The following is a 14,137-nucleotide window of genomic DNA, read 5'->3' as shown; positions in this document are numbered from 1 at the left end:
ATATTCAAATACTGATAGTAAAGGACGACCGACATATTTAAAAATGCCAAGCAGTCTTTCCGGATGGGCTAAAATTTCTAAAATACCAGATGCACCCGACGGTGAAAACAATTTAAATCCGGAATTTAGAAGAGATAAATATAAACAGATTACTTTGACCTTAAATCATGAACAACAATTAAATGATCATATTACTGCATTCCTGAATTATGGGCATTATAAGGAAAATTGGTATTATTGTCTTGAAAATAGTACAAGTGCAACGCTGCTTAACGAAAAGGGCGATTATTATACTGATTTTGAGTTATGCCCTCTGGAAGAGAAAAAAGATTATTTGGAGTTTGGTCTTAGAAATAATTTCAAGACTGGCGCACTAACTCATAACATAGTAATCGGTATGGATAAACAATGGCGTGATTATGGAATTGCTTGGAAAGGATTGGATTCTAATCCTTTAAGCAGTGACGGAATGTGGTATGGAAATATTTACGATACTGGTACAGGTTCATGGGTAGCACCTGTTAATCCCTATGGCCGACTGCATGTTCCTTATACAGCAAAAGCCAGATTAACCGGGTGGTCGGCAATTGACTCGATTACAGCTTTGGATGGAAAACTTACGGTTCTAATGGGGGTTCATAAGCATATTGTAAAACAGGACTCCTATAAGAGTGATGGTACACATACAAATGGGTATAAAACTTCAGCGGTATCACCGTCATTTGGGATTAACTATGTATTTAGTCCAAGGTTTGCAGTTTATGCTAATCATACGGAAGAGTTTAATGTAGGAACATTTGTAAATGGCTCTAAATACATTAATAATGGGCAGCTTTTGGATCCTGCTAAATCAAAACAAAATGAAGTGGGAATTAAGTTCAAAACAGGAGAGTTCTTGCATAAATTAAGCTATTTCGACATTAAGGAACCATCTATAGATGATATTGATTTGGGGTACAAAAATGATAGCGGAAAAGAAATGTACCGTAGAACTTACAATGGCGAGACAAGAAATAAAGGCATTGAATACACAGCTGCTGGAAGTTTATCTAATAAATGGAATCTCGTTGGCGGATTTATGTGGCTTGATGCTAAACAAGTAAGAACAAATGGTGGACTTCTTGATGGTAAATCTTCTAGTGGTATTCCACGGTGGACCGGTAATTTAGGTTTGGAATATAAAGCCAATGATGATTTCTCTATTCTGGCAAGAGCAAACCTTATTGGAAACTCGAAAATTTGGTATACTAATTCTTCCGCTCATGCATATAAAGGCTACAATGTGCCGGGATATTTCCGCTTTGATTTAGGCGTAAATTACAAGACGGAAATCGGACATCTGCCGGTTCGTTTCAGAGCTATGTGCTATAACGTTACAAATACCCACTACTGGCAGCCTCAGGGAACCAACCTCTATATTGGTTCGCCAAGGACCTATATGCTTTCAGCAGAATTCCAGTTCTAAGTTTTCCCAAAACAACAGAGGACGCCTTTCGGGCTGTCCTCTGCCTGTTTTTGTGTCAGAAAAGGAATCCTTATGAAAAAGATAGCCATACTGAGATGTTTACGTTCCAACAGCAACTGCACAGGTGCGGCCTGTTTGTCTGCTTTTTACCGGCGGCGGGGCTATTTCAAATCTTATGATGGAGAAGAGGTAGAACTGGCGGCTTTTGGCTGCTGCAGCGGCTGCGGGGATTTAACTTTAGAACCGGCAGAAGGGATGGAGGAAAAGGTACAGCGAATCCTGAAAATTCATCCGGATACAGTTCACATGGGAATCTGCTGTACTACCCGCTCTATCCAGGGAAAGCCCTGCAGGGTGATGGTTTCTCTGGCCCGACGGTTTGAAAGTCACGGAATAAAAGTGGTATGGGGGACTCATGGTGTTTAGGTATGAGAGCGGCTGTCTTTTGTGCTTTTCTGGCCCTTTGTCTTGCCGGTCTTTCCGTGTATGTTCCTCATTCGGGAATTCCATCTTTTATATATCGTGAAAATCCGGTTTCTTCCAGCGGCTATGAACCAAGAACTGTGGATAATATCAGAGTGGCAGGATACAGAAACATAGGGCCGAATATGGAGCTATTCACAGAAAAACCAAGCCGTGTCATTGCGGTGGGAGAAAATATCAATGAGACTCTTGTAGCACTGGGTGTAGAAGACCGTGTCATATGCCCCGTTTCCTATGGAAATCCCTATTATGTGCCCAGTGCAGGTAATGCTGAGGCCTATGGGAAGATTTCTTTTTATCGGACGGATATCCTGAATCCGGAAATGGTTCTATCCATGGAGCCGGATCTTATTGTTGCCGGGCAGTCCCTTTTTAACAGAAAGCGGCTGCGCAGTACGGATTTCTGGAATGAAAGAGGAGTGCACACTTTTCTCCCCGTCAATGCCAATGCGCCATCTTCCCGTTCCTACAGGGAGACGGTGGATCAGGAAGCTGCCTTTGTCCTTGGTCTGGGAAGCATTTTTGACAAGGAGGACGCGGCGGAAAAAATGGTGAAGGAGTGGGACGATGAAATCCGAAGCATTCGCTCTAAAACCGCAGGTATGCCGCAGAAAAAGGTACTGATCATTGAAATGATGGGACGGCAGATTGTTTCTTATGATGATACGAAACTGGCCGGTGACATGTGCCGCCGTCTGGGAGCCTATGTGCCGCGGGCGCCGGGCGGCACCGTCAGCCTGGAGTATCTTATCGAGGAAAATCCGGATGTTTTATTTGTGGTGAAAAGCGGCGGTAATCCGAAGGAAGCGGCGGAACAAGTCAAACGTATTCCTGCGCTGGAGAGCCTCCACTGTATCAGGACAGGTCAGGTATATGGCATTATGCTGAATGATACTTACAACAGTGCTGTCAAAACAGGTGAGGGCATACGTATTTTCGCAGAAGGAATATATCCGGATATTATGAATCATGAGGAGTGGAGTAAGGAAATGAATGAAAATCGTTAGTATGAAATACAGAAAGACATGGGCGGCGCTGGCTTCGCTGGCGCTGATTTCCCTCTTCTCCGCCTGCGCTCCGGTGGTGAAGGAAGGGGCTTCCTCTGCTCCCTCGGAAATTGCGGTGGAGGGCCGGTTTCCGGTCACCATTTCTTCCCTGAATTCGAAGGGGGAGATGGAGGAGGAGACTTTTACGAAGCCGCCGGAGCGGGTGGTGGCGGTTTGGCAGAATTCGGTGGAGACCCTGCTCGCTCTGGGTGTGGGAGATCGGATGGTGGCAGGGATGGGGATTCCGGATGCCAAGTATCTTCGGCCGGAGTACCGGGATGCTTATGGGCGCATTCCCTATACCAGCCTTGAGAATCTGGACCTGGAGACGGTGACCATGATGAATCCGGATTTCATTGTGGGCTGGGCGTCCACGTTCTCACCCAAGGTGCTTCGGGATACGGATTACTGGCACGGGCGGGGCGTTCACACGTATATATCGGCCGATTCTTCGTCGAAGGAGCCTGAAAAAACGGTGGAGAACGAGTATCGGGATATCCTGAACATGGGCAGGATTTTCGGCCGCTCTGAAAAAGCGGAGGAAATTGTGCAGCATATGAAGGATGAAATCGGCCGTGCAGAGGAAATGGCACGAAAGGCCGGGCGTCATCCCAGGGCGCTCATTCTGGAGCGGCAGGGGAAGTCTCTTTCTGTGTATGGAGAGAAGACGCTGGCCGGAAATATCCTGAAGTCCATGGGCGGAGAGCTTCTGCAGCCTTCGTCCCGGTCTATCAGCAAGGAAGAGCTGATTGATCTGAACCCCGATGCCCTGTTTCTTGTGGTGATCGAATCCGATTATGAAAGGACGGACCAGGTACTGTCCTATTTTTATGAGGATAAGGCACTGCAGAATGTGGACTGTATCAGAAATCGGAATATCCACGTGCTTCCTCTTTATGCCATCTACAGTGCCGGCGTGAGGATGTCTGAGGGCATCGAGCTGGTGGGGAAGGGGTTATATGGTGAGGACTGGTAGGATGTACATCTTTTTAATAACTCTTATATATGAGGCGTATGTATGAGGCAAATTTTAGCAAAAATCGGATTCGGATTTTTCCTTCTTGTGCTGGTGTGCCTTCTGGGGGCTTCCCTTTTCTGGGCGCTTTCTATCGGCACGGTGAAGCTGCCGCTTGCTGTGATTTATGATGCGGTGGTTGGGCAGTTTACGGGGGGACTTCCTATTGAAGCGCCGGGGCAGGGGCCGGTCCATGATATTGTGTGGCTTCTCCGCCTTCCCAGACTGGTGCTGGCGGCGCTGGTGGGAGCGGGGCTTTCGGTATGCGGCGTGGTGATGCAGGCCATTGTGAAGAATCCACTGGCAGATCCCTATATTCTGGGGATTTCCTCCGGCGCTTCCCTTGGCGCTACGGCGGCTATCCTCCTTGGGGTAGGTGCCTTTCTAGGGCCCAATTTCGTAGGTATTGCTGCTTTTATCGGGGCCATGGCCATTTCGGTGGCGGTGCTCTTTATTTCCAATCTGGGCGGCCGGTCTTCTTCGGTGAAACTTCTTCTGGCAGGCATGGCGCTGTCGGCGGTGTGCTCCGCTTTTTCCAGTTTCATCGTGTACTTTGCCAATGATAAAGACGGCATCCAGACCATTACGTACTGGCTCATGGGCAGTCTGGCCGGGGCAAGGTGGAATGAGCTGGCAGTGATCGCGCCTATCGTCATCCTGTCGGTGCTCTTTTTCTGGACCCAGAGCCGGGTGCTGAATCTCATGCTCCTGGGCGATGAGGCGGCCATTACCATGGGCACAGACCTCCATGTATACCGGCAGGCCTATCTGCTGGTGAGCTCCCTCATTGTGGGATTTGCGGTGTATTCGGCCGGAGTTATCGGGTTTGTGGGTCTCATTATTCCCCATGTCATCCGCATGGTGGTGGGGCCGGACCATAAAAGGCTGGTGCCGGTGTCTGCCCTGGTGGGCGCCATTTTCCTGGTCATCTGCGACGGCCTGTGCCGGATTATCATCCCTCACACGGAACTCCCCATAGGCCTTCTCATTTCCCTCATCGGCGCTCCCTGCTTCATTTATCTCATGATCAGCAAGAGCTACGGCTTTGGAGGTGGTGAATAATGGAAATCCTGGCGGAAGCGGTGAAGTATTTCATCGGGAAGAAGGAAATATTGAAGGGCATCGACCTTCATTTGAAGCCGAAGGAGTTTCTGGGCATCATCGGGCCTAACGGCAGCGGGAAGAGTACCTTTCTGAAATGTGTATATCGGGTGCAGAAGCCGTCGACAGGAAAAATCCTTTTCAACGGGCAGCCGCTGGATGAGCTTTCCTACCGGCAGTCTGCCCTCATGCTGGCGGTGGTGGCGCAGCACAATTATTACAATTTCGACTTTTCTGTGCTGGATGTGGTGCTCATGGGACGCTCTCCCCACAAGAAAATGATGGAGCGGGACAATGAGGAGGATTACCGCCTGGCCCATGACGCACTGGAAGTGGTGGGGCTGAAGGGCTTTGAAAAACGCAATTTCTCTACCCTTTCCGGCGGCGAGCAGCAGCGGGTCATCCTGGCCCGGGCCCTTACCCAGGGCAGTGAATGTCTGGTGCTGGATGAGCCTACCAACCATCTGGATATCAAGTACCAGCTGGAAATCATGGATATCGTGAAATCCCTGAATCATACGGTCATTGCAGCTATCCACGACCTGAATATCGCCTGCATGTACTGCGACCGCCTCATTGCCATCCGCAAAGGAGAGGTGGTGGGCATGGGCACGCCGAAGGAGCTTTTGACTCCGGATTTCATCAAAGACCTCTATGACGTGGACTGCCGAATCCAGTATTTTGACGGCGGACGGATGAATATCGTCTATATCCCCAAACACTGGAGCATGGCTGAAGAAGATAAGAAAGAGCTGGGTGTGTGAAGGAAAACGGTTTCGGAAAGGAGAAGCCTATGAAACGTATCGTCATGCTGACCTGCCCGAAGGCAGAGGATGTGTGTACCGGCGGCGGGTGCTTTGCTGCCCTGAACGGCCGGACAAAGGCCTTTGCGCCTTACAGGGGAGAAGAGGTGGAAGTACTGGCCTTTATGAAATGCAGCGGCTGCGGCCATTTTCCCGGGGAGGATAAGGGGCTGGATGAAAAGGTTCAAGATATCCTGGACCGTCATCCCGATACAGTCCACCTGGGCATCTGCTGCTGCCATGATGCGAAGGAAAAGGAACTGTGCCCGGAAATTGAGGCGGTGTGCCGGATTTTTGAAAGTCACGGCATTTCAGTAGTGCGTGGAACTCACTCCCTGTTCTGAAGGAGATATTGGAATGGCTGAACGGCGGTTTTGAACCAGACTTTGGGGTATTACTTTGTTCGTCAATTTTTCATGATTTTCCGTTCAAATAAAGTCTATTTATTTCAAAAATAATGAAGTATTGATAAGATAAAAATTAAGGAAATATTATTTGACTAACTTCTACTAAAATGATAATCTTGATATAAATGTTAGAGACATCAAACGGCCATCTAATAATTTTATTTTATTTTCTCAGGAGGTATTTAATGGATTTTTTGCATTTGTTTCGCGCTGGCGGATTTATGATGTATCCGCTTATTCTCTGCTCTCTTATTGTAATTGCTATTTTTATTGAACGATTCCGGTATTATCATGCTTCCCGGTCCAATGTTACGAAACTGTCAGAGGAAATTCCGGAATACCTGGGAAGGAAAGATTATGAAGGACTGAAAACACTTCTTCAGCAGGATGGCGGTATTCCTGCCTCTGTAGTTCTGGCAGGGGTAGAGCACATGAACCTTAAAGTGAACCAGACCTCCCTTATTGAAGGGGCAGCAGCTCATGCTTCCGGCCTTTTGAAAAACTACCTGAATTATCTGGATGTCATCGTTACTCTGTCTCCTCTTATGGGTCTTCTTGGTACAGTTATCGGTATGATTGGCTCCTTCAATGTGCTTTCTGTTTCCAATGGTCAGCCTTTTGCCGTAACCGGCGGCGTGGCAGAAGCTCTGGTTTGTACAGCAACCGGACTTTTCGTTGCTATTATTGCTCTCATTGCTTATACCTATCTGTCCCAGCAGGTGAGTAACTTCGTTTCCCAGATGGAAAAACTGGGAACCTTGTATTTAGCAATTGTCGAGGCGAAACAGGAATGAAACTGGAACCGATGAATGTGGAGAAAAAACCGAAGATTATGATCATTCCTATGATTGATATCATTTTCTTCCTTCTTGTTTTCTTCATGATGAGTATGCTTTCCATGGTGGTGCAGAAATCCATCAATTTAAATCTCCCTCAGACCGCTACGGCTAAGGTGAATGTGGAAGAAACACTTCCCATCAGCATTACTTCCGATGGTACCATTTATGTGGAAAAAGAGAAAATTTCCAAGGAAGATTTCCGTAAGCGCATGGAAATCGAAAAAGGACGCCATCCGGATCTGGCCGTAGTGCTCCGGGCGGACTCCAAGTCAGAACATGGTGATTTTGTATTTGTACTTGACCAGTTGAAATCTGTAGGCATCAGCAAAGTGGGCATTGCCACAGAGTCAAAGACCGGTCAGAATCAGTAAAGAGGTGGTCCCATGCGTACTTTCAAGTACCGATGGTCCTCTGCCTTTGGATTGTCCTTCCTCTTCCATGGGGTAATTCTTGGGGCCATCGCAGGTCTGCTGGTTCTTTTCCCTCCCGCCCAGCCAAGCCGCGAGCCTATTGAGGTCGATCTTGTCACCGATGTTGGCGGCGGAGGAGGGGGAGGCGGTGGTGGGGGCGGCAGCCAGGAGACGGAAGAGCTTCCAAAGATCCACGAAGCCAAAGCGACTCCTACTGCACCTCCTCCGGCAGTGCCGCAGGAAGCGGATGAACAGGCGGCCAATGACGTCCATGAAATCGCCCAGCCCCAGGATAAGGCGGCGCCCAGCTCATCTTCTTCCGGTGAAAGCACTTCCGCATCTTCTTCTGATGGAGGAAACGGCGGCGGATCTGGCGGCGGAACAGGCAGCGGCAGCGGCACAGGCACAGGGAGCGGCACAGGCTCCGGAAGCGGCAGTGGAAGCGGCGGCGGCACCGGTGATGGGAATGGTGATGGCTATGGAAATGGCAGTGGAGATGGAACCGGCGGCGGAGAAACCACCGGCATCCAGATACTGAGTGCTCCGGCTCCTGCTTATCCTGAATCTGCCAGACGATCCGGCATTTCCGGTACCACGGTGGTAGGAATGACTGTCAGCACCGATGGTTCTGTATCCAGCGCCTGGGTAGAAAGTTCATCTGGAAACAGCACATTGGACAGTGCTGCTGTATCTGCAGTTTACAGCTGGCGCTTTGTACCGGCTAAACAGAATGGCACCCCGGTGACAGCTAATTCCCGGGTACCAATTACCTTCAATTTGAACGGATAAATATACCAAAAGGGACTGTGAAAAATGTCAATCAATTTCTTCACAGTCCCTTTTGCATGATTCCTATATTTTTCAGGAGCTTCTCAAAATTGATGGTAAGCTGCATGCTGCCCAGTTATCTGGAATGAGGCTGTGTGCCTGTATGGAAACGAATATATCTGGGTTCTATGAAAACTCCGAGTCTAGGAATTTCACCCTATAGCATGTACCGTTAAAACGTGAGACTTCTTGATTTTTATCTCATTGGCTCTATGAACATCTGCATCATTACGCCCATGCCTTTCGCTCGAAATGATGATAGGACAGGGCAGCGTTTATATTATTCGTTTTCTTTCTAAATTAAGGATAGAGCATCTTACGTCTGCTTGGCTGATAGAGTTTCAATTATTTTTGCATATTTCTTTTTATAGCATGATAGGGTGGGTTTCTGATGAAGCCTGTATTATGGAGGCTGGCCTTTATAGTCTTCCGTCCCTTGACAAGTGGAAAGACAGCACAAAAACACGGACGTAAAAGGTCCGTGTCAATGAACGCAGCTGCCATGAATCGATGAAGGCGCTTTGCCTGCCGCCGGGATTTGTGAAATCGGTGTAACCCGTTTCTCTCTGGGCGGTGGTGCTCCTAACGTATCGTCAAAGCCATCTGCGCATATGATGGAGTGAAAGGTCCGTGTTTTCGTGTTTGGTACTGCCTGCCTTACCCGGCGCCGGGGTGAGGGGAGCGGTTTCTGCAGGAATCCATGATCATCTCTGTGAAATGGCAGCGGCAGAAAGTTTCAGCCTGCCCGGGCGAAAGCTTTAGGCTTATTTTTTCTGCTGTCTGGTTCCATTTCAGAGAGTTCCGGAAGGGTTCCTGTTTTTCCCTCTCCATTTATTTATATTGCTTAAGAAGGGCAGAATGTAACATGGAATGAGAAATCGGTATATATGGCAGAGGATATGATATTCTAATGGACAGTTTGTAGGAATCGTTCAGTACTGCAGGCTTTTACTTTTAATAATGTCTCAGCGTGAAAATATAAAAGAAGAATCCATAAAAGCTCTAAATTTTAAAAAACACAAATTTTGTCAGAAATCCTCAAAATTTCTGATCTTGAAAAAAGGAAAAGGGGTAATAATCAAGTCAATCACTCAATGCAAAAAGGTATGTGAATTTTTTTTGATTGACAATTTTCATTTCCTCGTGCTAAAATGGATCATGCGAGCAGGAAAGATGATTGCGGGCCGTAAGGCGTGAGGAAAGTCCGAGCTTCGCAGGGCAGGATGCCGGATAACGTCCGGCGGGGGTGACCCCAGGGAAAGTGCCATAGAAAAGAAAACCGCCACGCAAGTGGTAAGGGTGGAAAGGTGCGGTAAGAGCGCACCAGCAGTCGGGAGACCGGCTGGCTTGGTAAACCCCATCTGAAGCAAGACCGAATAGGGAAGGGTTGAGGCTGCCCGCTGACCTTCCGGGTTGCGTCGCTTGACCATCCAAGCAATTGGCTGGCTAGACAGATAATCATCACCGTGCAAACGGTACAGAACTCGGCTTATTGAATGCTCGCTTTGCAGTCAAAAGACCGGAAACAAGGTTTCCGGTCTTTTTTGATGGTAAATACAAACGATGGATACCTTATAGGGATGTTTTTTGACAATAGATGCATTGGTCGATCCACTAAAACAAAACGCTCGGAGAAATCCGGGCGTTTTGTTTCTTTATGCTTTTTATTTGGAAAGAGCCAGTGCTTTTTCAAAGGTCTTAATGATGCTTTCAGAAGGTTCCTTATCAAGAAGGCTTACGATAATGATAGCAGCTATGGAGAAGAAGAATCCCGGCACCAGTTCATAGAGACCGAACCATTCGAACTGTTTCCAGATGAGCACCGTAAGACCTCCTACAATAACACCGGCGTAGGCGCCTTTCAGAGTCATTCGTTTCCAATAGAGGGAAAGAAGTACTGTGGCACCGAAGCAGGCGCCGAAACCTGCCCAGGCGTAGGAGACAATGGAGAAGATGTAGCTGTTGGGATCAGATCCCAGATAAACAGCAATCGCAGAAACAAGAAGGACACTCAGACGGGAAACGCGGATAAGTGTTTTTTCAGAGGCATCTTTTTTCAGAAAGGCCTGAAACAGGTCTCTGGATACGGCAGAAGAAGTAACCAGCAGCTGGGAAGAACTGGTGCTCATGATGGCAGCCAGGATAGCTGACCAGATGATGCCGGTAATGAAAGGTGCGGAAAGCGATTCAGCCATAAGAATAAATACCCGCTCTGCATTGGCGTTTTCCAGAGGAGTGGAGAGGTAAGCTTTGCCTACGACACCGATGGCAATGGCAAATGACAGGGAAAGAAGCACCCATGTCATGGCAATGCGGGTGGATTTCTTCAATTCCTTCGGATCGCCGATAGCCATGAATTTGACCAGGATATGGGGCTGTCCGAAATAGCCGAGGCCCCAGCCCAGAGAAGAAACAATCATGACCAGGAGAGCGGACATGCCGGTGGAGGCAGGGAAGAAAGAAAAGAAATCAGATCCTTCTTTAGACAAAATATCCAGGGTAGGCATAGGACCACCAAGGGCGATGGTAGCAGCTACAGGTACGTAGATGACAGTGAAGAACATCATGGTGCCTTGAATGAAATCAGTCAGGGCTACCGCGGAGAATCCGCCCAGAAAGGTATAGAAGACTACTACGAAAGCCCCCAGAAGAAGGGCATGGAAATAAGGAATACCGAAGATGGTGTTGAAAAGTTTTCCCGCAGCCACGAAACCGGAAGAAGTATAGATGATGAAGAAAAGAATGATAAACAGAGCACAGATCAGGCGCAGGCCGTTTTTCTTATCTTCAAACCGATTGGATAGATAATCCGGAATGGTAAGGCTGTTATTAGCTACTTCCGTATAGTTACGGAGCCTTTGGGATACCAGCACCCAGTTGGCCCAGGTACCGATAATCAGACCAATGCCGGTCCAGAAAGCGGAAAGGCCGTGGAGATAAGCATAGCCTGGAAGGCCCATGAGCATCCATCCGCTCATATCTGATGCTTCGGCGCTCATGGAAGTGAGCCATGGGCCCAGCTGCCGGTCTCCTAAAATATAGGAAGAAAGGTTTTTCTGCCTGCGGGAATAGTAAAGGCCGATACTCATCATGAGTACCAGGTAAAGTATAAAGGCCAGCGCAATGGGCCAGTTGTTTTCCAAATCCATAATTGCTCCCCCTGCATATGTTTATAAATTTGCGGTATCATTTTACTTTTATACATTTCTTTGAATGTTTTTGTCATTTAAATGTAAAAAGACAGCAGTGTTTCTCTCAATGATAACGGATTTTAATAGGTATGTAAAGGGGAAGCCAGTTATATTTTTATGCAGTCAGAAGAGCTGCAGAGGAAACAGATCCTGGTTCCATGTTTATATTGCTCTTATATCAATCAAAAAGGTCATGAAAAATAGAAATTTCCATGACCTGCATGTTGCAGCGAAACGATTGTCTAAGGATAGAACAGTACGGGGAGACTGTATAGAGGGAAGACAGATGAACACTAGCCTACGATTTCCGGTGAATGGTAAAATTCCTGTCTTGATTTACGGAAACGCAGAGATTTCTGGCAGAAGGCCCGTATATCAGAAGCACGGATATCTATTTCCAGAGAAAGGCGGGTGTCCTGGTCGGCCTGTTTCCATGCCTTTGCCATGCTTGTATAGACAGGCACTGCGATATGGTTCAAGGCGCTGCTTTTTTTCCGGCGCAGAGATAAAAGACGGGCATACTTGGGAAAGGAAGAATGCATAAAAAGGGAAGGGCCCTGGCCGGAAAGAAGGAGCTGGGCCCCCAGACGTTTCAGTCGACTGTAAAGGTACCGTTTACTTTTAATGTGATCCAGCATGATACCATAGCTTTCCTGTCCTGTTTCCCTGAACCATTTATGCTCCAGGCCCTCTGAGAAAAGCCCTGTTTCTGCCAGGCTTTTTTCGTCCCAAAGACGGGAAGCAAGAAGACAGGCATCCTCATAACGGGAGTAATCAGTACAGTTTCCGGACTGCATCAATGCTTCCGCTTCTTTTTGGAAAGAAATAGGCAGAAGTCCGCTTCGGTTTTTCTGCAGAAGTTCTTTTCTGGCAGCGGAAGCGGAAATGTCATGGTCTGTATCCCGATGAAAAACAAGAATATCCATGGAAAATCGGTTCCGAAGAATGGTTTCTGTATATCGAAAACCTAGTAAATTATTGGGTCGTGACAGCTCATCTGCCAGATAAGTTGAACAGTTTTTCATGGCTTCATAAGATGCTGTGGCATAGGAGAGTCCCTGTGCAAGGGCTTCATGGAAGGTGCGGCTGTACGAGTCTGTCAGAGAAAAGGAAGCTGCTTCCAGCAGCTCTTCTTTTTCCAGGGACTCTGTACCAAAGCAGATACTGTCAGCTCCCATGGAGGAAAGGAGTTCTACTCCGAAGGCGGCAAAACGATCCGCGCTTTGGAGTACGCAGAGCACCGGGAAGGAAAACACTGCGTCCACGCCGCATTCCACAGCCCAGCGTGCTCTTATCCAGGGATCAAAAAGGGAAGGTTCTCCCCGCTGCACAAAGGGACCACTCATGACGGCCATGAGAAAAGCGTCCCCGAAGCAGTCTTTCAGGTACTGCACCATTTTTTCGTGGCCGCGGTGGAAAGGATTCCATTCCGCAATAATACCGATTGTTTTTTCGCCCATGTTATCCATCCTTTGCTTACATATATGTATTATTCTATCATATATAATGAAGGGAAGAAAAAGGAGAGAAGACCGGTCACGTTCTGCAATGAATGGATCGGCACGGCACTTTCACTAATGGACTCCTTTGACGAAGCATGAGAAAAAGGCCATAATAAATGTAGATTTATTTCCTTTTTCAGTATAGGAACAACAGAAAATTCATAGACTCCAGGGTATTCTTTTTTTTACAGTCTGATGGATGGTGATACACAAATGATGTTAAGGCAGATTCTGCATTTTCAGGCAGTGGTGGAGGAAAATAGTTTTACAGAAGCTGCTGATCGATGTTATATTTCCCAGTCCGGCATTTCTCAGTCCATTAAATCACTGGAAAAAGAAATCGGCGTGCCACTGCTGATTCGTCATAACCGCAGCTTTGAGCTTACTGAAGCAGGAAAGCATTTTTACAGGAAAAGTCTTGTCATTACCTCAGATCTGGAGCAGCTTGTCAGGGAAACGGCACGGATTGGGAAAAAGGATGCAGACGGGCTTTCCCTGGGATGTCTTTCCACTTATGGCGGTGATGAGTTCAATCAGGCTGTTGCCATGTTTGCAGAAAAAAATCCTACAGTCGATCTTAAGGTGACCGGCGGTAATCATGAGGACCTGTTTCAAGGCCTGCAGGATGGTGAAATAGACCTGGCCCTGAATGACCAGAGACGGGCTTTTTCAGATGCCTTTGAAAATCTGGTATTGAAGGAAACCGTATGCTTTGTGGAACTGGCTACTTATAATCCATTGACAAAGCTGGACAGTGTAGATGTCAGTGATCTCAAGAATATGCCCTGCATTCTTATTTCTTCTCCTGAGCAGCAGGAAGAAGAACGGCGCTTTTATCATGATGTGATTGGATTTAAAGGGGAATTCCTGTTTGCCCGGACCCTGCAGGATGCCCGTATCATGGTGGTGGCCAACCGCGGGGTGATGCCGGTGGAAACAGTGGATGGCGATTCTTATTTCGGCGCTTCTCTGAAGCGCCTGCCTTTGACACGAGATGGGGAACCGATCAAAAGAACCTACTGTGCATTTTGGAAAAAGAATCATGAC

General features: G+C 47.6%; 13 protein-coding genes and 1 other RNA gene. 12 read left to right on the top strand and 2 right to left on the bottom strand.

The features are described 5' to 3' along the window. The 11 genes from ACI4N7_RS02085 to rnpB all read left to right on the top strand — a co-directional run. Positions 1-1,465 (top strand): TonB-dependent receptor (locus ACI4N7_RS02085; RefSeq protein ID WP_439731712.1); only part of this gene is annotated, 1,465 nt, incomplete at its 5' end. Positions 1,466-1,537: 72 nt separating this feature from the next. Further along, on the top strand, positions 1,538-1,891 hold the full coding sequence (locus ACI4N7_RS02080) for a CGGC domain-containing protein (RefSeq protein WP_439731711.1): 354 nt from the start codon (positions 1,538-1,540) through the stop codon (positions 1,889-1,891). 182 nt (positions 1,892-2,073) lie between these two features. After that, positions 2,074-2,955 (top strand): ABC transporter substrate-binding protein, encoded by an 882-nt coding sequence (locus ACI4N7_RS02075; protein ID WP_439731710.1) that lies wholly within the window; start codon positions 2,074-2,076, stop codon positions 2,953-2,955. Between the two features lies 1 nt (position 2,956). Further along, positions 2,957-3,970, top strand: coding sequence for an ABC transporter substrate-binding protein (locus ACI4N7_RS02070; protein WP_439731709.1), 1,014 nt, complete (start codon positions 2,957-2,959; stop codon positions 3,968-3,970). Positions 3,971-4,012: 42 nt separating this feature from the next. After that, entirely contained in the window at positions 4,013-5,071 is a 1,059-nt protein-coding gene (locus ACI4N7_RS02065; protein WP_439731708.1) for a FecCD family ABC transporter permease, read from the top strand. Beyond that, on the top strand, positions 5,071-5,874 hold the full coding sequence (locus tag ACI4N7_RS02060) for an ABC transporter ATP-binding protein (protein ID WP_439731707.1): 804 nt from the start codon (positions 5,071-5,073) through the stop codon (positions 5,872-5,874). Before ACI4N7_RS02065 ends, ACI4N7_RS02060 begins: the two co-directional genes overlap by 1 nt. Positions 5,875-5,903: 29 nt before the next feature. After that, a complete protein-coding gene (locus ACI4N7_RS02055; protein ID WP_439731706.1) occupies positions 5,904-6,257 on the top strand; it encodes a CGGC domain-containing protein in 354 nt (117 codons plus the stop codon). Positions 6,258-6,505: 248 nt separating this feature from the next. Further along, complete coding sequence (locus ACI4N7_RS02050) at positions 6,506-7,114, top strand: MotA/TolQ/ExbB proton channel family protein (RefSeq protein WP_439731705.1); 609 nt, start codon at positions 6,506-6,508, stop codon at positions 7,112-7,114. Next, the gene (locus ACI4N7_RS02045; protein ID WP_439731704.1) at positions 7,111-7,530 is read left to right on the top strand and encodes an ExbD/TolR family protein; all 420 of its coding nucleotides are present in this window, start codon (positions 7,111-7,113) and stop codon (positions 7,528-7,530) included. The genes ACI4N7_RS02050 and ACI4N7_RS02045 overlap by 4 nt, the downstream gene beginning before the upstream one ends. Before the next feature lie 12 nt (positions 7,531-7,542). Continuing rightward, positions 7,543-8,358, top strand: a complete 816-nt coding sequence (locus ACI4N7_RS02040; protein WP_439731703.1) for an energy transducer TonB — start codon at positions 7,543-7,545, stop codon at positions 8,356-8,358. Positions 8,359-9,558: 1,200 nt separating this feature from the next. Next, positions 9,559-9,904, top strand: an RNA gene (gene rnpB, locus ACI4N7_RS02035) — RNase P RNA component class A. A gap of 157 nt (positions 9,905-10,061) precedes the next feature. On the opposite strand, the gene putP is transcribed toward rnpB, so the two are convergent. Together putP and ACI4N7_RS02025 are read right to left on the bottom strand one after the other, a co-directional pair. Continuing rightward, on the bottom strand, positions 10,062-11,546 hold the full coding sequence (putP, locus tag ACI4N7_RS02030; protein ID WP_439731702.1) for a sodium/proline symporter PutP: 1,485 nt from the start codon (positions 11,544-11,546) through the stop codon (positions 10,062-10,064). Between the two features lie 335 nt (positions 11,547-11,881). After that, positions 11,882-13,048, bottom strand: coding sequence for a nucleotidyltransferase family protein (locus ACI4N7_RS02025; protein ID WP_439731701.1), 1,167 nt, complete (start codon positions 13,046-13,048; stop codon positions 11,882-11,884). Positions 13,049-13,306: 258 nt separating this feature from the next. On the opposite strand from ACI4N7_RS02025, the gene ACI4N7_RS02020 reads away from it, so the two are divergent. Further along, positions 13,307-14,137: LysR family transcriptional regulator (locus tag ACI4N7_RS02020; RefSeq protein ID WP_439731700.1), on the top strand; the 831-nt coding region annotated here is incomplete at its 3' end.

Source organism: Dialister sp., assembly GCF_051885895.1.
Classification (GTDB): Bacteria; Bacillota; Negativicutes; order Veillonellales; family Dialisteraceae; genus Dialister.
The sequence above is the reverse complement of the archived record's forward strand: the minus strand, read 5'-3'. Positions and strand labels throughout refer to the sequence as shown.